Source organism: Neoroseomonas soli (assembly GCF_018129065.1).
In the GTDB taxonomy this organism is placed as follows: domain Bacteria; phylum Pseudomonadota; class Alphaproteobacteria; order Acetobacterales; family Acetobacteraceae; genus Neoroseomonas; species Neoroseomonas soli.
In genome coordinates this window covers 19,040-40,459 of sequence record NZ_JAAEDM010000015.1, presented here as the reverse complement: position 1 = coordinate 40,459, position 21,420 = coordinate 19,040, and the positions used below count along the sequence as shown (strand labels likewise).

General features: G+C 71.2%; 18 protein-coding genes. 12 read left to right on the top strand and 6 right to left on the bottom strand.

Annotated features, from left to right (window positions below; translation table 11 throughout):
* Positions 1 to 3: 3 nt before the first annotated feature.
* The 6 genes from GXW76_RS08205 to GXW76_RS08180 are packed head-to-tail and all read left to right on the top strand — an operon-like array spanning position 4 to position 5,239.
* Positions 4 to 1,089: a carbon-phosphorus lyase complex subunit PhnI gene (locus GXW76_RS08205; RefSeq protein ID WP_211861519.1), complete on the top strand. Its 1,086-nt coding sequence runs from the start codon at positions 4 to 6 to the stop codon at positions 1,087 to 1,089.
* Positions 1,086 to 1,973, top strand: coding sequence for an alpha-D-ribose 1-methylphosphonate 5-phosphate C-P-lyase PhnJ (locus GXW76_RS08200; RefSeq protein WP_272876037.1), 888 nt, complete (start codon positions 1,086 to 1,088; stop codon positions 1,971 to 1,973). The genes GXW76_RS08205 and GXW76_RS08200 overlap by 4 nt, the downstream gene beginning before the upstream one ends.
* On the top strand, positions 1,970 to 2,728 hold the full coding sequence (gene phnK / locus GXW76_RS08195; protein ID WP_211861518.1) for a phosphonate C-P lyase system protein PhnK: 759 nt from the start codon (positions 1,970 to 1,972) through the stop codon (positions 2,726 to 2,728). The genes GXW76_RS08200 and phnK overlap by 4 nt, the downstream gene beginning before the upstream one ends.
* Entirely contained in the window at positions 2,725 to 3,423 is a 699-nt protein-coding gene (gene phnL, locus GXW76_RS08190) for a phosphonate C-P lyase system protein PhnL (protein WP_211861517.1), read from the top strand. Before phnK ends, phnL begins: the two co-directional genes overlap by 4 nt.
* The gene (locus tag GXW76_RS08185) at positions 3,420 to 4,562 is read left to right on the top strand and encodes an alpha-D-ribose 1-methylphosphonate 5-triphosphate diphosphatase (protein WP_211861516.1); all 1,143 of its coding nucleotides are present in this window, start codon (positions 3,420 to 3,422) and stop codon (positions 4,560 to 4,562) included. Before phnL ends, GXW76_RS08185 begins: the two co-directional genes overlap by 4 nt.
* Positions 4,559 to 5,239: a DUF1045 domain-containing protein gene (locus GXW76_RS08180; RefSeq protein WP_211861515.1), complete on the top strand. Its 681-nt coding sequence runs from the start codon at positions 4,559 to 4,561 to the stop codon at positions 5,237 to 5,239. Before GXW76_RS08185 ends, GXW76_RS08180 begins: the two co-directional genes overlap by 4 nt.
* On the opposite strand, the gene phnN is transcribed toward GXW76_RS08180, so the two are convergent.
* The gene (gene phnN, locus GXW76_RS08175; RefSeq protein WP_246514028.1) at positions 5,205 to 5,762 is read right to left on the bottom strand and encodes a phosphonate metabolism protein/1,5-bisphosphokinase (PRPP-forming) PhnN; all 558 of its coding nucleotides are present in this window, start codon (positions 5,760 to 5,762) and stop codon (positions 5,205 to 5,207) included. The two genes, GXW76_RS08180 and phnN, sit on opposite strands and share 35 nt — an antisense overlap.
* Before the next feature lie 72 nt (positions 5,763 to 5,834).
* Here phnN and GXW76_RS08170 point away from each other — a divergent pair, with 72 nt between their 5' ends.
* The 3 genes from GXW76_RS08170 to GXW76_RS08160 are packed head-to-tail and all read left to right on the top strand — an operon-like array spanning position 5,835 to position 9,392.
* On the top strand, positions 5,835 to 7,673 hold the full coding sequence (locus tag GXW76_RS08170) for a gamma-glutamyltransferase family protein (protein WP_338150917.1): 1,839 nt from the start codon (positions 5,835 to 5,837) through the stop codon (positions 7,671 to 7,673).
* Positions 7,673 to 8,515: a hypothetical protein gene (locus tag GXW76_RS08165; RefSeq protein ID WP_211861514.1), complete on the top strand. Its 843-nt coding sequence runs from the start codon at positions 7,673 to 7,675 to the stop codon at positions 8,513 to 8,515. The genes GXW76_RS08170 and GXW76_RS08165 overlap by 1 nt, the downstream gene beginning before the upstream one ends.
* Before the next feature lie 52 nt (positions 8,516 to 8,567).
* On the top strand, positions 8,568 to 9,392 hold the full coding sequence (locus GXW76_RS08160) for an amidohydrolase family protein (protein WP_211861513.1): 825 nt from the start codon (positions 8,568 to 8,570) through the stop codon (positions 9,390 to 9,392).
* 98 nt (positions 9,393 to 9,490) lie between these two features.
* Here GXW76_RS08160 and GXW76_RS08155 read toward each other — a convergent pair whose 3' ends face one another.
* Positions 9,491 to 9,982, bottom strand: a complete 492-nt coding sequence (locus GXW76_RS08155; protein WP_211861512.1) for a flavodoxin family protein — start codon at positions 9,980 to 9,982, stop codon at positions 9,491 to 9,493.
* 50 nt (positions 9,983 to 10,032) lie between these two features.
* Here GXW76_RS08155 and GXW76_RS08150 point away from each other — a divergent pair, with 50 nt between their 5' ends.
* Together GXW76_RS08150 and GXW76_RS08145 are read left to right on the top strand one after the other, a co-directional pair.
* Positions 10,033 to 10,467 carry a carboxymuconolactone decarboxylase family protein gene (locus GXW76_RS08150; RefSeq protein ID WP_211861511.1) on the top strand — a complete coding sequence of 145 codons (435 nt, stop codon included), beginning with the start codon at positions 10,033 to 10,035 and terminating at the stop codon, positions 10,465 to 10,467.
* Between the two features lie 90 nt (positions 10,468 to 10,557).
* Positions 10,558 to 11,334 (top strand): response regulator transcription factor, encoded by a 777-nt coding sequence (locus GXW76_RS08145; protein ID WP_211861510.1) that lies wholly within the window; start codon positions 10,558 to 10,560, stop codon positions 11,332 to 11,334.
* On the opposite strand, the gene GXW76_RS08140 is transcribed toward GXW76_RS08145, so the two are convergent.
* Positions 11,301 to 13,364 carry an ATP-binding protein gene (locus tag GXW76_RS08140; RefSeq protein WP_211861509.1) on the bottom strand — a complete coding sequence of 688 codons (2,064 nt, stop codon included), beginning with the start codon at positions 13,362 to 13,364 and terminating at the stop codon, positions 11,301 to 11,303. The two genes, GXW76_RS08145 and GXW76_RS08140, sit on opposite strands and share 34 nt — an antisense overlap.
* A gap of 363 nt (positions 13,365 to 13,727) precedes the next feature.
* On the opposite strand from GXW76_RS08140, the gene GXW76_RS08135 reads away from it, so the two are divergent.
* The gene (locus tag GXW76_RS08135) at positions 13,728 to 14,156 is read left to right on the top strand and encodes a response regulator (protein WP_211861508.1); all 429 of its coding nucleotides are present in this window, start codon (positions 13,728 to 13,730) and stop codon (positions 14,154 to 14,156) included.
* 9 nt (positions 14,157 to 14,165) lie between these two features.
* Here GXW76_RS08135 and GXW76_RS26145 read toward each other — a convergent pair whose 3' ends face one another.
* The 3 genes from GXW76_RS26145 to GXW76_RS08120 form a co-directional block, all read right to left on the bottom strand.
* Positions 14,166 to 16,289, bottom strand: coding sequence for an ATP-binding protein (locus GXW76_RS26145; protein WP_211861507.1), 2,124 nt, complete (start codon positions 16,287 to 16,289; stop codon positions 14,166 to 14,168).
* A gap of 158 nt (positions 16,290 to 16,447) precedes the next feature.
* A complete protein-coding gene (locus GXW76_RS08125; RefSeq protein ID WP_211861506.1) occupies positions 16,448 to 18,211 on the bottom strand; it encodes a thiamine pyrophosphate-dependent enzyme in 1,764 nt (587 codons plus the stop codon).
* 64 nt (positions 18,212 to 18,275) lie between these two features.
* A complete protein-coding gene (locus GXW76_RS08120; protein WP_211861505.1) occupies positions 18,276 to 21,419 on the bottom strand; it encodes an efflux RND transporter permease subunit in 3,144 nt (1,047 codons plus the stop codon).
* Position 21,420 lies beyond the last annotated feature (1 nt).

Sequence of the window (21,420 nt, the reverse complement as noted above, 5' to 3'; positions counted from 1 at the left end):
CCGATGTATGTCGCAGTGAAGGGCGGCGAACGCGCGATCAGCGCCGCCCATGCCTGGCTCGAGGAGACGCGGCGCGGTGATGCGTCGGTGCCCGAACTTGCGGTTGCGCAGATCGAGCAGCAGATGCCCCTCGCGGTGGACCGCGTGATGGCGGAAGGATCGTGCCACGACCGCTTCCTCGCCGCGCTGGCGATCAAGCAGGCCAAGGGCGACCTGATCGAGGCCGCCTTCCTGCTGCGCGCCTACCGCACCACCCTGCCCCGCTTCGGCGCTTCCGAGCCGCTGGAGACGGCGCGCATGCGCCTGCGCCGCCGCATCAGCGCGACCTACAAGGACCTGCCCGGCGGGCAGGTCCTTGGGCCGACCTTCGACTATACGCACCGGCTGCTCGATTTCGCGCTGGCGGCGGAAGGCGAGGAACGCGCAACCGGGCCCGAGGCATCCGCGCCTGTCGGCGAGGCGCCGCGCGTCACCGAACTCCTGGCGCGCGAAGGGCTGATGCAGCGCGAGCGGGACGACGAGGCGGAGCCTGGCGACCTGACGCGCCAGCCGCTCGCCTTCCCCGCCGAGCGCCCCGTCCGGCTGCAGAACCTCGCGCGAGGCGACGAGGGGTTCCTGCTCGCCCTCGGCTATTCGACGCAGCGCGGCTACGGCAATGCGCATCCCTTCGTGGGCGAGATCCGCGTCGGCCATGTGACGGTGGAATTCACCCCGCCGGAACTCGGCTTCCCGATCGAACTGGGCGAGATCGGCATCACCGAATGCCAGATGGTGAACCAGTTCAAGGGTAGCCGGACCGAGCCCGCGCAGTTCACCCGCGGCTACGGGCTGGTCTTCGGGCACGGAGAGCGCCGCGCCATGGCGATGGCGCTCGTCGATCGCGGCCTGCGTGCGCGCGAACTCGGCGAGGACGTCACCGCCCCGGCGCAGGACGAGGAATTCGTCCTGTACCATTCGGACAACATCGAGGCGACCGGCTTCGTCGAGCACCTGAAGCTGCCACACTACGTCGATTTCCAGTCCGAACTTGAGAACCTGCGCACCATCCGCAAGAGCGCGGAACAGGCGCTGCCGGAGGCCGCGGAATGAGCGCACTCGAAAGCCCGCGCGCCGAAGGTGCGACCATGGAAGGCTACAACTTCGCCTATCTCGACGAGGCGACGAAGCGGATGATCCGCCGCGCGATCCTCAAGGCTGTGGCGATCCCCGGCCATCAGATCCCCTTCGGCGCGCGCGAGATGCCGCTGCCCTATGGCTGGGGCACGGGCGGCATCCAGGTCACGGCCTCGATCCTGGGTCCGGCCGACACGCTGAAGGTGATCGACCAGGGTTCGGACGACACCACCAACGCCATCTCGATCCGCCGCTTCTTCCGCCGCGTCGCCGGGGTGGCGACGACCGAGCACACGGCGGAAGCGAGCGTGATCCAGACCCGCCACCGCATCCCGGAACGGACGCTGCGCGAGGACCAGATCATGGTCTACCAGGTCCCGCAGCCGGAGCCGCTGTTCAGGCTGGAACCGCGCCGGGCCGAGACGAAGCGCCTGCATGCGCTGGCCGATTACGGGCTGATGCATGTGCGGCTGTACGAGGACATCGCGCGGCTCGGGCACATCGCGAAGGCCTACGACTATCCGGTGATGGTGAACGGGCGCTACCTGATGTCGCCTTCCCCCATCCCGGCCTTCGACAATCCGAAGATGCACCGCATGGCAGCGCTGCAATTGTTCGGCGCGGGACGCGAGAAGCGCATCTACGCCATCCCGCCCTACACCGAGGTCCGCAGCCTGGACTTCGAGGACCATCCCTTCCGCCCGATCCGCGCGCCGCACGCCTGCGCGCTCTGCCGTAGCACGGACACCTACCTGGATGAGGTGATCACCGACGATGCGGGCGGGCGGATGTTCGTCTGCTCCGACACCGATTTCTGCGCCGAGCGCCAGGCCGCGACCGCGCAGGAGGCCGCCGAATGACCAAGCCCCTTCTCACCGCCGAGGGGCTGACGCTCCGCTTCGGCGCCATTCCCGCGCTGCTCGACGTCGCGATCGACGTGTCCGAGGGCGAGGTCGTCGCCATCGTCGGCGAATCCGGATCCGGCAAGACGACGCTGCTGCGCGTGCTCTCCGGCATGATGACGCCGGATGCCGGCACGGTGCGCTGGCTCGGCGAGGAAGTGCACGCCATGGGCGAGGCCGCGCGCCGCCGCCTGATGCGCACCGAATGGGGCTTCGTGCACCAGAACCCGCGCGACGGGCTGCGGCTGAACGTCTCGGCCGGCGGCAATGTCGGCGAGCGGCTGATGGCCGTCGGCGCCCGGCACTATGGCAATATCCGCACCGAGGCGCTGTCCTGGCTCGCCAAGGTCGAGATTGATGCCGCGCGCATCGACGACCTGCCGCGCACCTTCTCGGGCGGCATGCAGCAGCGGTTGCAGATCGCGCGCACGCTGGTCACGCACCCGCGCCTCGTGTTCATGGACGAGCCCACGGGCGGGCTGGACGTGTCCGTGCAGGCGCGGCTGCTCGACCTGATCCGCTCGCTGTCGCGCGAACTCGGCCTGTCCGTGCTGATCGTCACGCACGACATCGCCGCCGCGCGGCTGCTCGCGGACCGCATCCTGGTGATGCGCCGCGGGCGCGTGGTGGAACAGGGGCTGACGGACCGTGTGCTCGACGATCCGCAGCATCCCTATACGCAACTCCTGGTTTCCTCGGTGCTCGCCGCATGACCCCCGCTCTTCGGACAGAGGGCCTGTCCAAGGCCTTCACGCTGCACCTGCAGGGCGGCACGCATATTCCCGTGCTCGGGGGCGTCGATCTCGTCGTCCATGCCGGGGAATGCGTCGCGCTCTGGGGCCCGTCGGGCGCGGGCAAGTCCACGCTGATGCGCTGCCTCTACGGCAATTACGGCGCCGGGGCGGGGCGGATCGTCCTGCGTCATCGCGGGGAGGATCTCGACCTCGTCACCGCCGACCCGCGCGCGGTGATCGAGGCGCGACGGGAGACGCTGGGCTATGTCTCCCAGTTCCTGCGCGTCATTCCACGTGTCGCCACGCGCGACATCGTCGCCGAGCCGATGATCGCCCGCGGCGTGCCGAAGGAGGAAGCGCTGGCCCGCGCCACCGCCCTGCTGAACCGGCTCAACCTGCCCGAACGCCTCCACAGCCTGCCGCCGGCCACCTTCTCGGGCGGCGAGCAGCAGCGCGTGAACCTTGCCCGCGGCTTCGCCCCGGGCTACCCCGTGCTCCTGTTGGACGAGCCCACCGCGAGCCTCGACGCCGCGAACCGCGCCATCGTGATTTCCCTGATCAACGAGGCCAAGGCACAGGGCACCGCCATCGTCGGCATCTTCCACGATGCCGAGGTGCGCGAAGCCGTCGCCGACCGCCTCTTCGACGTTCTCCCGCACCAGGACGCCGCATGACCGCAGAGACCATCCTCACCAATGCCATCCTCGTCCTGCCGGAGGAAACGCTACCCGGCACGCTGGTAATCCGCGACGGCCGCATCGCCGAGATCCAGCCGGGCCGTAGCCATGTCGCCGCCGCGCGCGACCTGGAGGGCGACCACCTGATCCCCGGCGTGGTGGACGTTCACACCGACAACCTCGAGCGCCAGGTGCAGCCACGGCAGAACGCCCGCTGGCCCTCGCGCTCGGCGATGGTCGCGCATGACGCGCAATGCGCGGCGGCGGGCGTGACGACGGTATTCGACGCGCTCTGCCTCGGCGACCTCGGCTTCGATGCCGGGCGCGGGCAGACCTTCCTCGACGGCGTCGCCGATCTCGATGCCATGGCGGAGACCGGCCTCCTGCGCTCGGAGCACTTCCTGCACCTGCGCTGCGAACTGCCAGCCCCGGACATGAAGCCGGCGATGGACCCGGTCGCCGACCATCCGCGCGTGCAGATGGTCAGCCTGATGGACCACTCGCCCGGTGTCGGGCAGTACCGCGACGTCGAACGCTACGTCGCGATGCGCCGCAAGCAGACGCAGATGACGGTGGAGCAGGTGGAGGACCGGATCGCCTTCCTGCTCGACCAGCGGGAACGGCTGCGCGAACCGCAGCGCGCCTGGCTGATGGACCGCATCCGCCACCGCGACCTGCCGATCGCATCCCATGACGACGAGACGCCGGAGGAAGTGCGCCGCAACCTCGCCGACGGCATCACCATCAGCGAGTTCCCGGTGACGATGGCGGCCGCCGAGGCCGCGCGCGACGCGAAGGTCGAGGTCATCGCCGGCGCGCCGAACATCGTCCGCGGCGGCAGCCATTCCGGCAACGTCTCGGCGGCCGACCTGGTGCGCGCGGGCGCGGCGGATGCCTTCGCCTCCGACTACGTCCCGGCCTCGATGGTCGAAGCCGCCTGGCGGACGGTGGAGGAAACCGGGATCAGCCTGCCGAAGGCCGTCGCGATGATCACCGATCGCCCGGCGCGGATGGCGCGGCTGGCGGATCGCGGCCGGCTGGAGGTGGGGCTGCGCGCGGACCTCGTGCAACTGCGTGCCGTCCACGGCATCCCGGTGGTGCGCCGCGTGTGGCGCGAGGGCAAGCGCGTCGCATGACGCCCTACCGCGTCGCGCTCTACTGGGCGCCGGATACGGACGACCCACTGCACGCGGCGGGCAGCGCCTGGCTGGGCCGCGATGCGGCAACGGGTGACGCGCTGCCGCAGCCGCCGCTGCCGGGGTTGGACCTCGCCGAGGCCACCGCCGATCCGCGCGGCTACGGCCTGCACGCCACGCTGAAGCCGCCCTTCCGGCTAGCGAACGGCTACGCGGCCGCACGCGACGCGACCGCGGCGCTGGCGGCGCGGATCGCGCCCTTCGACCTGCCGCCGCTCGCGGTGCACGACCTCGATGGCTTCCTGGCGTTGCGGGAAACCGCCCCCTGCCCGGCCCTGCACGCCTTCGCCGATACCTGCGTGGAGGCGCTCGACGCCCACCGCGCCCCGGCAACCGAGGCCGAGATCGCCCGCCGCCGGCCGGAACGACTCCCGGCGCGCCAGCGGGCGCATCTCGACCGCTGGGGCTACCCCTATGTCTTCGAGGAATGGCGCTTCCACGTCACGCTGACACGGCGCCTGGAGCCCGAGGAAAAGGCCGTGATCCTGCCGGCCGTGACGGAGCATCTGGGGGATGCGCCGGGCATCGCGCGCCGCGTCGGCGCGATCTCGCTGTTCGTACAGCCCGCCCCCGGCGAGCCCTTCACGATCGCCGAGCGTCTTCCGCTGCGCGGCTGAGCGTCTCGATCACGCGCGCGGCGCCTTCCTCGGGGGTCGCGTCGTTCATCACCGTCGCGACGTCGAGGCGGGGCGGCAGCGCGGCTTCCCGCCTGAGGCGCGCGGCGATGTCCTGCGCGCTCTCGCGCCCCCGCGCGGCGAGGCGTGCGGCCAGCAACTCCGTCGGTGCCGTCACCTGCAGCACGCGCAGGCGGTAGCGCGCCGCGGCTTCCGCCAGCACGCCGCGGGACAGGTTCGCCACCACCACGCGCCGCGCGGCCATGTCGGCCTCGATGTCGCGCGGGATGCCGTAGAGCAGCCCATGCGCGCGCCACCACAGGGCGAAGCCGCCGGCGTCGCGTTCGGCCTCGAAGGTGGTCAGGTCCAGCGCCCGGTGCGCCTCTCCGCCGGCCTCGGCGGGGCGGGTGATCGCGCGCTGCACGAAACGGAAGCGGTCGTCGCCCTCCAGCCGCGCACGCGCCAGGCCCATCAGCGTGTCCTTGCCCGCGCCCGAAGGCCCCACCACCGCCACCAGCATCCGCATTCGCTCCCGCAGGATTGACGCGCACCCTGTGCTGCGCGACGACGAAGGAAGCAAGACCGAGGAACCGCCCACATGTCCGCCGTCTCGCCGGAAATGATCGGCTTCCCCGCGAAGGAACCGCCCCGCATGTTCACGACCCGTCCAGAGATCATCGGCACCTTCGGCGCCGTCGCCTCCACCCACTGGCTGGCGAGCCAGGTCGGGATGGCGGTGCTCGAACGCGGCGGCAACGCTTTCGACGCGGCGGTGGCGGCAGGCTTCACGCTGCAGATCGTCGAGCCGCACCTGAACGGCCCCGGCGGCGATTGCCCAATCATCCTCCACAGCGCGCGCACCGGCACGCAGCAGGTCATCTGCGGCCAGGGGCCGGCGCCGGCGGGGCTGACCGTCGCGCACATGCGCGCGCATGGCCACGACATCATGCCCGGCACCGGCCTGCTCGCGACGCCGGTTCCCGGCGCTTTCGACGCCTGGATGGTGATGCTGCGCGACCACGGCACCTGGTCGGTGCGGGACGTGCTCTCCTACGCCATCGGCTATGCCCGGCACGGCGCGCCGATGGTGCCGCGCATCCGCGCGACCATCGAGAGCGTCCGCCCGCTCTTCGAATCCGAATGGACGACCTCCGCGGCGCTCTGGCTGCGCAATGGCGGGCCGGAGCCGAATGGCCTCTATGCCAACCCGGTGCTGGCCGACACCTACGAGCGCGTCGTGAAGGAAGCCGAGGCGGCCGGCGGCAGCCGCGAGAAGCAGGTCGATGCCGCCCGCGCCGCCTGGTATCGCGGCTTCGTCGCCGAGGCGATCGGCCGCTTCGCCGCCACGACGGAAGCGATGGACACTTCCGGCCGCCGCCATCGCGGCGTGATCACCGCCGACGACATTGCCCGCTGGTCGGCGGGCGTCGAGGCGCCGGTCACGCTCGACTATCACGGCCACACCGTCCTCAAGTGCGGCCCCTGGAGCCAGGGCCCGGCGATGCTGCAGACGCTCGCCCTGATGGCGGGCTTCGACGTGAACGCCATGGACCCGGTCGGCGCCGACTTCATCCACCTCGTCATCGAGGCGCAGAAGCTCGCCTTTGCCGACCGCGAGGCCTTCTACGGCGACCCGGACTTCGTGGACGTGCCGCTGGCGACGCTGCTCTCGCCGGCCTACAGCGATGCGCGGCGGGCGCTCATCACCGACCGCGCCTCGCTCGAGTTCCGTCCCGGCAGCCCCGACGGCCGCGCGCCGCGCACGGACTACGACGCCGCCATCCGCCGCGCGCAGGAACTCGCCGCCGCGATGGGCTCGGGGGAGCCGACCGTCTCGCGCCTCGGCGCCTCGGGCGGCGACACCTGCCATGTCGATGTGATCGACAAGGACGGCAACATGGTCAGCGCCACGCCCTCGGCCGGCTGGCTGCAATCCTCGCCCGCCATACCGGAACTCGGCTTCTGCCTCGGTTCCCGCTGCCAGATGTTCTGGCTGGACGAGACGCTGCCGAACGGCCTCAAGCCCGGCAAGCGGCCGCGCACGACGCTCTCGCCCTCGATGGTGCTGCGCGACGGCCAGCCCTGGATGTCCTTCGGCACGCCGGGCGGAGAGCAGCAGGACCAGTGGCAGCCGATCATGCTGATGCGCATGATCCACCACGGCATGAACATCCAGCAGGCGATCGACCTGCCCTCCTTCCACTCGGAGCACTGGATCTCTTCCTTCTGGCCGCGCGGCGCGAAGCCGGGGAAGGTGGTGATCGAAGGGCGCTATGCCCCGGAAGTGCTGGCAGACCTCCAGGCGCGCGGCCACGCCGCCGAGATGGGCGGCGAGTGGTCCGAAGGCCGGCTGACCGGCGCGCGGCGGGAGCCTGACGGCACCATCCGCGCCGGCGCCAACCCCCGCGGCATGCAAGGATACGCGGTGGGCCGCTGATGCGCGTCCTGCTCGCCATCGTCCACTACTTCAAGGCGGAGGAAGGCTCGACCCATTCCTCCACCGACTCCCACCGGCGCGAGCAGCGCGCCGCCACGCTGCGGCTGGCGATCGATTCCTGGCGCGGCACCCTCGGCGCGACGACGGTGCTCAACATCGAGAACAAGCGGTTCGAGCGCGTGCGCGGCGCCGTGGACGCGCTCGACATCGTCGTGCTGACCAACGGCAGGGACCACCTGCTCGACGAGGAGCACGCCAAGGCGCGCGGCGTGCGCCACGTGGCCGTGGCCATGGAAAACCCGCGCATGCTTGGCTTCTCCGCCCGGCGGCTCTTTGCCGAGGCGCGCAACGCCTATGACCTCTTCTGTTTCTCCGAGGACGACCTGCGCATCGCGGATGCCGGCTTCGTCGCGAAGATCATGGCATTCCAGGACGCCTTCGGCTGGCGCCGCCTGCTCATGCCGAACCGCTTCGAGTGGAACCCCAAGGGCCCGACCATCAAGACCTGGATCGACGGGGACCTGCGCCCCGGCGCGACGGAACGCTGGCGGGACCCGCTGCCGGACGAGGAGTTCCTGCGCCTCGGCCCCACCACCTTCCGGCGCGCGCTCAACCCCCACAGCGGCTTCCACGCGGTCACGGCGACGCAATTGGCCCACTGGATCCGCCAGCCGCATTTCAACGACGGCGATGCCTCCTTCATTTCGCCGCTCGAAAGTGCTGCGACGCTCGGCGTGATGAAGACCTTCCCGATCTACAAGGCCTTCGGCCCCGATGCCGGATTCCTCGAGATCGAACATCTCGACAGCCGCTTCTCGGGCATGACGCTGCCGCGGGCGTGAGATTGCGCGGCATGCGCCGCGGGCCGAGACTGGCGCGAGAGGGAAACGCGCCATGAAGATCATCGACGCCCAGGTGCATATCTGGGGCAGCGGCACGCCGAGCGGCGACCATCGCCAGGTTTCCATACTGACCGCGGAGCAGATGCTCGCGGAGATGGACGCCGCCGGCGTGGATGCCGCGCTCATCCACCCGCCCGTCTCCTGGGACCCCGGTGCCAACGCGATCGCGGAAGCAGCCGCCGCGTCATACCCGGACCGCTTCGCCGTGCTCGGCCAGGTGCCGCTCGACGCGCCGGAGGCGAGCCGCCCCCTTCTCGCGCGCTGGCGCGAGCGCCCCGGCCAGTGCGGCCTGCGCTACCCGCTGGTGCGCGCCGACCAGCAATCCTGGCCCTTCGACGGCACGCTGGACTGGCTCTGGCCGGCGGCGGAGGAGGCCGGCTTGCCCGTCGCCACCATGGCCTGGCGCTTCCTGCCGGAATTCGCCCGCATCGCGGAACGCCATCCGCGGCTGCGCCTGATCATCGATCATTGCGGACTGATCCGGCACGAGAAGGGGAAGGCCGCCTTCGCCAACCTCGATGCGGTCACGGCATTGGCCCGCTTCCCGAATGTCGCGCTCAAGGCGACCGGCGCGCCGGCCTATTCGCTGGAACCCTATCCCTTCCGCGACATCCATGACGGGCTGCACCGCCTCTACGACGCCTTCGGGCCGGACCGATTCTTTTGGGGCACCGACATCACGCGCATGCCGTGTTCCTGGACGCAGTGCATCACGCTCTTCACCGAGGAACTGCCCTGGCTCCAGGGACCGCAGCTTGAACGCGTGATGGGCCGCGCCGTCTGCGACTGGATCGGCTGGCAGCGGCCCTTCGCCTGAAACGGATCCCGATCAGGCAGGATCGCCCGATCGGGCGAAGACGCTCGCAAGAACGAGGAGCCGGCGCGGCGTCCCGGAGCCCCGGCGAACGGAGGCCGCTAGAACATCCCGATCGCCATGCCAGCGGCGAGCGTCGCGCCCAGTTCCTTGCAGCGCGCGATGTCCTCGGCGCCGATGACCTTCGGCGCGAGGATCGCCTCCGGCGTCTGGGCGTGGGTGCAGACGATCAGCGGCTCCGCCACCGCGCGCAGCCGCCAGCCCGTGGCGATTCGCGCCACCTGGCGGGCGGCGTTCGTGCCGTCGCTGCCGGCGCAGACCATCAGGGCATAGGGCCGGCCCTCGATGCGCCCCAGCGCCGCGTAATAGGTGCGGTCGAAGAAGGCCTTCATCACGCCGGCGATGGCGGCGAGGTTCTCGGGCGTGGCGAAGACGAAGCCGTCGGCGGCGAGGACGTCCTCGGCCACCGCCTCGCCCGCCGTCAGCAGCCGCACGCGCACGCCCTGCCCCGCCGCGGCAAGCGCCGCCGCCTCCGCCATCTGCCGCGTGCCGCCCGTCATGGAATGGAAGACGACCAGCAGCGTCTTCGTCATCGCCCTCACCGCGCATAGGATCGCCCCGACGCATCATGGGAGCGGGACGCATGGATGACGAGTCGGCGCACGAGGCACTGCGCAGCAAGGGACGGCAGGCGATGCGGGAGGTGCTGGGCGACACCTACATGGCCCGCCGCGACGCAAGCACGACGCCGCTGAACCAGGCGCTGCGCCACCTTTCGGAGGAATTCCCCTACGCCTCGCTCTGGACGCGCGGCACGCTGACGCGGCGGGAACGCAGCCTGGTGACGCTCGGCATCCTGTCCGCGCTGAACCAGCACCACGAGTTGCGCGGTCATCTGGTCGGCGCGCTCAACAACGGCTGCACGCCCGAGGAGATCGCGGAAGTGTTCACCCATTCCTCGGCCTATGTCGGCTTCCCCTACGCCATCGCCGCCCTGCGGACGGCCGAGGAGGTGTTGCGGGAGGCCGGCGCCACGCCACCACCCGCGAAATCCCCCGCAGAAGGGGATGATTCCTGAAGTCCCCGTGTTACATTACGAAAGCGGTCGGGCCTGAGCCGGCCGCGCATCGTGGCGCGCGGAACGTCCGGCGATGGTGCGGAAGCGAGAATGGACCTGAACGAGGACAGCGCCCCGTCTCTGGGCTCCATGATCCAGGCGCCGGATGGTGGCCGGGGTGGTGGCGCCGGGGCGCCACGCATCCTCGTCGTCGAGGATGACGATGCGATCGGCGAGGAACTCGTCAGCATACTGACCACGTATGGCATGAGCGCGACCCGCGTCGCCGGCTGGGATGCCGCGATGGCGGCCATCGCTGCCGAACCCGTGGACCTGGTCATCCTGGACCAATGGCTCGGCCGGCTGGACGCGCTGACGCTGCTGCCGCGGATGCGGGCCGCGACGGCAGCGCACATCGTCATCCTCACCGGCAACAGGGCCGAGACCGACCGCATCGTGGGGCTGGAGGTCGGCGCGGACGATTTCCTGCAGAAGCCGATTTCCGGGCGGGAACTCGTCGCCCGTGTCAGGGCGCGCCTGCGGCGGCACGGCCCGACCCCGCCGCCCGCCCCCGAAGTCCCCGCTGCGACCCGGTGGCACGTCGCGGAGGGTGCGCGCCGCATCCTCGGCCCCGGCGGAAAGGCGGTGCCGCTGACCGGGACGGAATTCGACCTCCTGATGCTCCTGATGCAGACGCCCGGCGAGCCGGTGGACCGCGACGTGCTGTCGCTGCGGATCCTCCAGCGCCCCTACCGGCCGGAGGACCGCGCGATCGACAACCTCGTCCACAACATCCGGCTGAAGTTCGGCGCCCGGCGCGGCGCGGCCATCATCACCACGGTGCGGAACAAGGGCTATGCCTTCACGGGCTTCCCGCTGGCGGGCTGAGCGAGGGCCACCCCCGGCAGCCTCACGGTGAAGGTCGCGCCATAGGGCCCGTTCTCCGCCGCGATGGTCCCGCCCATGGACATGACGAGGCCATGGCAGACGGCGAGGCCCAGGCCGGTGCCCTTCTCGAGGTCCTTCGTCGTCACGAAGGGCTCGAAGACGCGGTCCATGACCTGCGGCGCAATGCCGCCCCCGGTGTCGGCGACCCGCAGCGCGACCTGTCCGCCCGGGGCAGGCGAGGCCGATATGGCGATGGTGCGGCGCCTGCCCTCCGGCGCGTGCTGGACAAAGGCATCGCGGGCATTGAGCAGCAGGTTGGTCAGCACCTGCTCGAGCGCGATCCGGTCCCCCATGACGCGGAGCGGCGGGGTGCCGAGGTCGATCCCGATGTCGATGGCTGCATCGCGCAGGCTCGGGCCGACCATCGCCAGCACGGCGTCCACCACGCCGTCCAGGCCGACCTCGACCTGGCGTGTCATGTCCCCGGCACCGCGCGCGAAGCGGCGGAGATGCTCGATGATGTCGCCGGCGCGGTGCGCCTGCCCGATGATGCGCTCGAGCCGGCGGTCGATGTCCGCCGCGCCGAGCGCCCGCGCCGCGAACTGGGCGTTCTCGGCGGCAAGGGAGATCGCCTGGAGCGGCTGCTTCAGCTCGTGCGCGAGGCCGGCGGCCATCTCCCCCAGCGACGCCAGCCGTGCGCCGGTCAGGGCCCGGCCGCGCGCCTCCCGCTCGGCGGTGATGTTGAGGATGTAGCCGACGACGTCGCCACCGCCGTCCGGCTCCCGCGTCAGGCAGCGGAAATGCGTGCGCATCCAGCGCCAGCTGCCGTCCGGCTGGCGAAGGCGCCATTCCTCCTCCTCCGCCCCGGTCCGCAGCGTGCGCGCGAGCGCATGCGACAGCGGCGGATGGTCAGGGTGGACGAACTCGCTGAGGTCGGCATGGGCGGAGAAGTGCTCCACAGGCCAGCCGGTGACCGAAGCGATGTCGCCGCCGCGGTATAGTAGCCGGGAGGTGCCGTCGGCGTTCGCATGCCGCAGGAAGAGCACGGCGGGCAGCGCGCCATGCAGGCGCTCCACCTGGGCGCGGCCGCGGCGCAGGGCCTCGGCCTCCCGCTGCGCATCCTCCAGGGCCTCGCGCCGGCTGACCCAGGCCAGGGCCGCGAGGCCGAGCCCGAGGGCGAGGAAGCCGGCGGCGAGCCAGCCGACCGCGCGCCACGCATCGCGCGCCTGCTCGCCCACCGGCTGCGCGACGACGACGGTCCAGCCCGGCGCATTGACCAGGCGTTCCATGGCATAGACATTGTCCTCGCCGGACCAGCCAGGTCCGACGAAGACCGCCCGCTGCCGGCCGACGATGGCGTCACGCACCCATGCCGGCGCCGACGCCCCCACCCGGTCGCCATGCGGATCGAGCGTATGCGCGACGATGCGCAGCCCGCTGTCGGCGATGGCGGCAAAAGTGCCGCGCGCGAGTTCCTGCCGCGCCAGGATCGCGCGCATGATCTCCGGCTCCACGCTCAGGGACAGGGCCCGCCGCGGCTGGCCGTCCCGATCGACCGGCACCAGGACCGAGAGGATCGGGCGCCGCACCATCGTGCCCATGAAAAGGTCGGAGACGCTCGGCATGCCGCGCGCGAAGACATCCTCGAGGGCGCCGGCCAGCCCGACGACGGTCTCCGGGGAAAGTGTCTGCGGCAGGGGTTCCTCCGGCCCGCGCCGCGACATGGCGAACACCCGGTTCTCCGGCGGCGCGCCGAACACCGCGATCCAGCCGTCGACATGCGCCGCCTGGCGGGCGGCGAGGCGCTCGAAGACGGAGATGTCCTCCATGCGGTCGAGCCGGGACGATTCGGCGATGGCCATCGCGGTCATCAGCATCGCCCCGAACTGCGCATCCACCGCCGCGGCCAGGGCGCGGGCGGTGTCGCGCAGCCGCGCCTCATCGGCGGCCCGGTAGGACCGTAGCGTCTCCAGGCTCATGAAGCCGGACAGGAGGCCGAGAGGCAGGACGGCGACGAGGGCGAGCAGCACCACCCTGCTCCGCCACCAGGGCGGATGGCGGGAGGCCTCCTCCGGTGGCCGGGCCCTCACGGCGGCGGCCCCAGGCCCGCGCGGCGGGCATGCACCGCCACCGGGCGGGCAGCGGGCCCCGGTGCGGCGCGATGCGGCGCGCGTGGAAGCATCATGCCGCATTTGTCACGCGGAAGCGGCCGGCGGTGAAGGTTGAGTTTTGTCGGCCGCGGACCGGCTTGCTTGCCCCGGGTGCATGCCCCGTGCGACCTTCGCCCGTCGGAGAGGGGGCCCTCCAGACATCCGGAGCATGGTGTGCCGACCGCTTCACCCGTCGACATGGATCGCCATAAGCCTGTCGCCAACCTGCCCGCAGGTCCGGGGATGACCCCCGCCCCGCCGGGCGGCTTCGTCCTGGTGGTGGACGACGAGCCGGTCGTCGCCGCCGAACTCGCCGCCGGCCTGGCGGACATGGGGTATGCGACGGCGCATGCACTCGGCGCCGCGCGCGCCATGGAGATCCTGGCGGCGAGGCCGGAGATCACCGTGCTTGTCACGGACATACGCATGCCCGGCACGGACGGCATCGCCCTCGCGCACGCTGCCACTGCGGGGCGCGAGGCCGGCAGGGCGATCTCGGTGGTGCTGATCACCGGCCATGCGACTCCGGAGGAACTGGCGCGCGCAATGCCCGGCGGCGATGCCGAACTTGTCCGCAAGCCGTTTCGGCTGAAGGAGATCGGGGCCGCGGTGGAGCGTGCCCATCACCGCGCCGCAGCCCGGCGCGGCGCGGCGAGCGCCCACGACTGCTGAGGGCGGCCGTCACGCCTGGAGCGCCGGCTGCACCGGGTCCTGCGCGGCGCCGGCAGGGTCCGCCGCCGGCAGGGCAATGGTGAACTCGGCCCCGCCGTCGGCGTTGCGGCACGCGATCGTGCCGCCGAAGCCGAGAATGATCCCATGGCAGATCGACAAGCCGATGCCGGTCCCCACCCCCGGCGGCTTGGTCGTGAAGAAGGGGTCGAAGACGCGGGCGATCAGCGCCGGCGGGACGCCGCCCCCATTGTCCCGCACGCCGAGTTCCACCCCGCCTTCCGCCGTAACACGGCCGGTGATGGCAAGCCTGCGGCCTTCCGCGGCGGGCGGCCGTTCCTGCAGCGCATCGCGTGCATTGATCAGCAGGTTCAGCAGCACCTGCTCGAGCTGCACCTGGCGGCCGCGCACGGCGGGGAGGTGGCCGGGCAGGTCCACGGTGACCGTGATACCCGCCTCACGCAGCGCGGCACGGACGAGCAGCAGCGCGTCGCGCACCGCCGCCGCGGGATCGACGGCGCCGAGCGGCGCGCCCTCGTCGCCGCGGGCGAAGATCCGGAGGTGGTCGATGATGTCGCGGGCACGCTCGGCCTCGCCGGCGATGATCTCGAGCCGGGCATCGACAGCCGGCGCATCGCCGCGCCGCAGGGCGTTCTGCGCGTTCTCCGCCGCCAGCAGCATGGCCGCGAGTGGCTGGTTCAGCTCATGCGCCATGCCCGCCGCCATCTCGCCGAGGGTTGCGAGCTTGGCGGCCACGGCGGTCTTCGCCTCGACCTCCCGCGCCGCCGAGACGTCGGTCAGCGAGCCGACGATCTCCAGCGTGCCCTCGGTGCGCCGCCGCAGCACGCGGGCGCGCTCCATCACCAGCATCGTGCCGCCGTCGCGGCGTGTCATCCGGTACTCGCGTTCCGCCGCGCCGTGGGCGGCCAGCCGCGTGGCGAAGGCGGCGGCACCGTCCCGCGCCCCGGCATCGGCGCGTTGCTTCCAGGCGGCGGGCGTCCAGCCCGACGGATCGCGCGGCCAGCCGGTCACGTCCTCCACGCTGGGGCTCAGGTAGAGCAGGGAAAGCGCGCCGTCCGCCCCGATCGCGCCGCGATAGACGACGAAGGGAATGCTGCTCAGCGTCCGGTCGAGTTCCTCGAGCGTCGCCGCCGCGCGCCGCCGCGCGCTCCAGAGGGAAGCGGCCACGCCGACCAGGAACAGCAGGAACAGCAGGCCCGCGACCGCAACGCGCAGCCGCGACGCCTCCTGCGCGACGCGCGCCAGATGCGCCGAGCGATCCACCGCCGAGGTCGCGATGATGGACGTGCCCTCCACGACCCGGAAGGCGAGCAGGACCTCCTTCCCGTCCAGGGTCAGCCCGTCGGCGGTCCCGCTCCGCTCACCTGACTCGATGGCCGCGCGGCCGGCGGCCGAGCGGTCGGCGGCCGGCCGGCCGAGGTGCAGTTCGGGGTCGCGCGTGCGGGCCAGCACCCTGCCGTCTTCCCTGCGCAGCAGGGTGATGAGGTTGGCCTGCGCGGCCGGCACCGATCCGAGCGCGGCGAGGCCACGGGAAAGCACCACCGGGTCGAGCGAAACCACGCTGACACCCCGGAGCCCGCCATCGGCATCGGCGATGGCGCGGGTGGTCTGCACGCTCGCACGGCCGGAGGTGCGCCCGATCAGCGGCTCACTGATATGGAGGCCTTGTTCCACTCCCCCCAGATGGACAAGGAAATGCTCGCGGTCACCGAGGTAGAGCGGGCGCCAGCCCGGTGTCGTGGAATAGGAGAGCCACCCCTCGGGATCGATGACGGCAACCTGCAGGACCAGGCTGGCGCGGGCGCCGGCGACCTCCATCAGGTGGCGTTCGATCGCCGCGACGGCGTCCTCGGATTCCCGCTGCGCGCGGAGGAGTTCGCGCGTCCTCGCCAGGGCATGGAGCCCCTGCACATGGTCGATGATGCGCAGCAGGTATTGCTCCGCGGCGCGCACATCCGCGTCCGCCTCGGCGTAGCCCTCGGCGACGGCGATCCTGCGCTGGTCGGCCAGATAGGCCTCGCCGCCCCAGAACGCCACGGCCGCAAGCATCACCCAGGCCAGCAGCAGTGCAGGCGCGAGGCGGGGCAGATGATGCGGCGGGGGCCAGACGTGCACGGCGGATACCCGACAGAACCGCCCGCCAGCCTAACGAAACCGGACGGGACCACCCAGGGCCGAATACGCCGGGTCGGGCGCCCGGCGGGTCTCGGGGGGATCTGCCTCCCCCCGATCCTGCCAGTGCGTGCCGTCGGCGGGCAGGCCCGCCGCCGATGTCAGCGCGTCCGCGGCCCGGTGCGGCGCGGTGCGGGGACGCGACTTGCCTGCGCCGGCACGGGGTTCGCCACCCCGGCTGCCGCCGTCGCCGCCTGGGCGCGCAGATCCGCGATGGTGGCGCGATTGGTCACCTGCTCGGGGTTGGTGCGGACCTCCACGATTGCGGGCTTGCCGGAAGCGAGCGCCCGCTGCACCGCCGGCACCAGTTCCTCGGTGCGCTCGACGATCTCGCCATGGCCGCCGAAGGCGTCGATGAACTTGGCGAAGTCCGGGTTGGTCAGCGCGGTGCCGGAGACGCGGTGCGGGTAGGTCCGCTCCTGGTACATCCGGATCGTGCCGTACATCTGGTTGTTGAAGACCAGGATCACCGGGTTCACGGAGTGGTGGAACGCCGTCGCGATCTCCTGCCCCGTCATCATGAAGCCGCCGTCGCCAACGAAGGCGATCACGGCACGGTCAGGATGGGTGATCTTGGCCCCGATCGCGGCCGGCACCGAGTAGCCCATGGCGCCGTTGGTCGGGCCGAGGAAATCCTGCTTCTCGCTGAAATGCATGAAGCGGTTCGGCCAGGTCGCGAAGTTGCCGGCGTCGGTCGTGAAGATCGTGTCCTTCGGCAGGACCTTCTCCAGTTCCTGCAGCGCGGTCGCGAGGTTCAGCGGGCCTTCGTAGTCCTGCGGCGCAGCCTGGGCGACGCGGGCCGCGCGCAGATCCTTGGTCCAGGCGGACCAGGCCGGCTTCTTCACGGCGCCGGCGGCCTTGGCCGCGGCGGCGAAGGCGTTGACCTCGGACACGACGCCGAGCGCCGGGCGATACACGCGCCCGATCTCCGCCTGGTCCGGATAGACATGCACGATCGGCGTCGCGCCGGCCATGTCGAAGAGGGTGTAGCCCTGGCTCACCGGCTCCCCGATGCGGGTGCCGATGGCGATGATGAGGTCGCTTTCCTTCGCCTTGGCCACGAGCCCGGCATCGGCGCCGACGCCGAGGTCGCCGACGTAGTTCGGCGAGGTTCCGTCGAACAGCCCCATGCGGCGGAAGGCGACGGCAACCGGGAGGTCATTGGCCAGGAGCCAATCGCGGATGTCCGCCCTGCCCTGTTCCGTCCAGCGCGACCCGCCGAGGATCGCGAGCGGCTTCTTCGCCTTGCCGAGCATGTCCATCAGCCGCGGCAGCGCATCCGGCGCCGGGTGCGCGGGCAGCACCTCGGCCGGGCCGATGTCGGGCACGGTCGCGAGGCGCTTCTGCATTTCCTCGCTGATCGCCACCACCACCGGGCCGGGGCGGCCGGAGGTCGCGACGTCGAAGGCGTGGGCCATCAGCTCGGGGATGCGCTTCTCGTCGTCGATCTGCGTCACCCACTTGGCGAGCGGGCCGAACATCTGGCGGTAGTCGACCTCCTGGAAGGTCTCGCGGTCGGTTTCATCGACCGGGATCTGGCCGACCAGCAGCACGAGCGGGGTCGAATCCTGGAAGGCGACGTGCACGCCGATCGCGGCGTGGCAGGCGCCCGGCCCGCGGGTGACGATGGCGACGCCCGGCTTGCCGGTCAGCTTGCCATGGGCCTCGGCCATGTGAACGGCGCCGGCCTCGAAGCGGCAGGTCACGAGCTGGAGGCGGTTGCGCACCGAATAGAGGCCGTCGAGCAGATCCAGGTAGGATTCGCCCGGCACGCAGAAGGCGTGCGTCACACCCTGCGCGACCAGCGCATCCGCCAGCAGCTTTCCCCCCGTGCGCCCGGCAGGGGCGCTCCGTCGCTCGGTCATCCGGCCATCCTTCTCGTGGTCATGGCAGTAATGGGCGGGAACCTATCGCGTCCCGCGCACCGCGTCACTCCGCCGGCTGAGGGCCGTGCCCGTGGCCCTTCCCGCCGCCCGTCCCCTGTTCCGCCTCCAGCACGGCGAGCTTCGCCGCGATCGCCCCGATCGGCCGGGTGAAGGGTGCCAGCAGCAGGTAGAGCGCGGGCACGGCATAGAGGGTGACGAAGGTGGAAAGCGTGATGCCGCCCACGATCACCACGCCCAGCGCCATCCGGCTTTCCGCCCCCGCCCCGGTCGCGGCGGCGAGCGGAACCGCGCCCAGCACGGTGGCGATCGAGGTCATCAGGATCGGCCGCAGGCGGACGACGGAAGCCTCCAGCACCGCATCCCGCACGCTCATGCCGCGGTCGCGCAACTGGTTGGCGAATTCGACGACCAGGATGCCGTTCTTCGCCATCAGGCCGATCAGCAGGATCATGCCGATCTGGCTGAAGACGTTGAGGGACTGCCCGGTCCACCAGAGCGCGAGCAGCCCGCCCGTCACCGCCAGCGGCGTCGAGAGCAGGATGACGAAGGGGTGGACGAAGCTCTCGAACTGTGCGGCCAGCACCAGGAACACCACCAGCAGCGCCATGGCGAAGGTGACGTAGAGCGCGCCGGAGGATTCCTTGAACTCCAGCGACTGCCCCCGGTAGGAGATGCGCGCCTCGGCCGGCAGCACTTCCCGCGCCACGCCGTCGAGGAAACCCAGCGCATCGCCGAGCGAATAGCCCGGCGCCAGCGAGGCCGTGATGGTGATGGCGCGCACCCGGTCCTCCCGCGCCAGGGTCTGCGCGCGGGCACGTTCGGAGAGCGTGACGACGTTGGACAGCGGCACCAGCCCCCCGGAGGAGGTGCGCACGAAGACGTTCTGCAGGTCGTAGGGCGAAAGCCGCGCGGAGTCGGGCGCCTGCAGCAGCACCTTGTATTCCTGCCCGCCCACCACGTAGGTCGTGACCTCGCGCGAGCCCATCATCGTCTCGATGGTGCGGCCCACCGCGGCGATGGAGATGCCGAGGTCGGCGGCCTTGCGCCGATCGATCTCGACACGGACCTCGGGCTTCGTCTCCTTGAAGTTGTGGTCGAGGTTGAGCAGGCGCGTGTTCTCCCGCGCGCGCTCGAGGAAGCGGTCGCGCCACTGGATCAGCGTATCGTAGTCCGGCCCGCCGATGACGAACTGCACCGGCGGCTGGAAGCCGCGCGCGCCGAGCGAGGGCGGGTTGAGCGCGAAGCCGCGCACCCCCGGGATGGCGGCGATCTGCGGGAAGACCTCGGCGGCGATCTCCTGCTGCTTGCGGCTGCGTTCCGCCCAGGGCGCGAGGCGGATGAAGACATTGGCGACATTACCGACCGCGGGCCGCTGGAAGCCGCCGACGGTGGCGAAGACCGCGGCCGCCTCGCCATTGTCGACATAGCGCTGGAGCAGGCGCTCGATCTGCGTCACGTGCTCCATCGTGTAGTTGAAGGACGCGCCCTCCGGCCCCGTGGTCGGGATGATGACGACGCCGCGATCCTCGGTCGGCGCGAACTCCTTGGGCAGCACGGTGTAGAACACCACCGCGAAGGCCGAGAGCAGGGCCGCGCCGCCAAGCACCAGCAGCGGCGCCCGCAGGGCGCGGTCGAGCGTCCAGCGCAGCGAGTTGTTGAGGCCGACGAAGAAGGGCTCCGTCAGCCGGATCAGCCAGGTCTCGCCCTCATGCGGCTTGAGCAGCTTCGAGCACATCATCGGCGTCAGCGTCAGCGCGACGAGGCCTGAGAACAGCACCGAGGCCGCCAGCGCCAGGCCGAATTCCGTGAACAGCCGCCCGGTGTTGCCCCCCATGAAGGAGAGCGGCACGAAGACCGAGATCAGCACCAGCGTCGTCGCGATGACCGCGAAGGCGATCTCCCGCGCGCCATAGACCGAGGCGAGCAGGACGGGTTCACCCTCCTCGATCCGGCGGTGGATGTTCTCGAGCACCACGATGGCGTCGTCCACGACAAGCCCGATGGCGAGCACCAGGCCGAGCAGCGTCAGCACGTTCACCGAGAAGCCGAGCGCGGCCATGACGATGAAGGATGCGACGATCGAGACCGGGATCGCGACCGCCGGGATGATCGTCGCCCGCACGCTGCGCAGGAACAGGAAGATGACGCCGACGACCAGCGCCAGCGCGATCATCAGCGCATGCTCCACCTCATAGATGGACTGGCTGATGAACAGGCTCTCGTCGTAGCCGATGATGGTGTCCACGCCCTCGGGCAGGGAGGGGCGGATGAGTTCCATCTCCGCCTTCACGCCGTTGGCGACGGACAGCGTGTTGGCGGTTGACTGGCGAAGGACGCCAAGGCCGATGGCGGGGCGACCGTTGATCCGGTAGGCGCCGCGCGTGTCCTCGGCGCCGATCTCGATGCTCGCGATCTCGCCGAGCAGCACCTGCGCGCCGCTCGCGTTCCGGCTGACCACCACCTCGCGGAACTGCTCCGGCCGGCTCATGCGCGTGTCGGTGCGCACGGTCAGCTCGCGCTGGAGGCTCTCGATGCGGCCGCCCGGGAGTTCGACGTTCTCGCGCCGGATCGCGTCCTCGATGTCCTGCACGGTCAGCCCGCGCGCCGCCATGGCCTGGCGGTCGAGCCAGATGCGCATGGAAAAGCGCCGCTCGCCCTGGATCAGCACCTGGGCGACCCCCTCGACGATCGCGAGGCGATCGACGATCCGCCGCCGCGCAAGGTCCGTCAGGTCCAGCGGCGAGAGCCGGTCGGAGGCGAGCGCGATCCAGAGGATGGGCCGGCTGTCGCCATCGACCTTCGCCACCACCGGCGTGTCCGCCTGCTCCGGCAGGCGCGCCAGGGCGCGTGCCACCTTGTCGCGCACGTCGTTCGCCGCGGCGTCCACGTTGCGCGTCAGCCGGAATTCCAGGGTGATCTGGCTGCGCTCGTCGCGCGACTGGGAGGAGATGGTCTTGATCCCCTCGATGCCCGCGACGGCGGCCTCGAGGATCTCGGTGATCTGGCTGTCCACCACCGGGGCGGAGGCGCCCGTATAGGTCGTGGTGATCTGGATGATGGGCGGGTCGATGGCCGGGTATTCGCGGATCGGCATGCGCATGAGCGCGAAGATGCCGAGCACGGTCAGCATGAGGCTGATGACGGCCGCGAAGACCGGACGCTTGATCGAGGTGTCCGAGAGAACCATG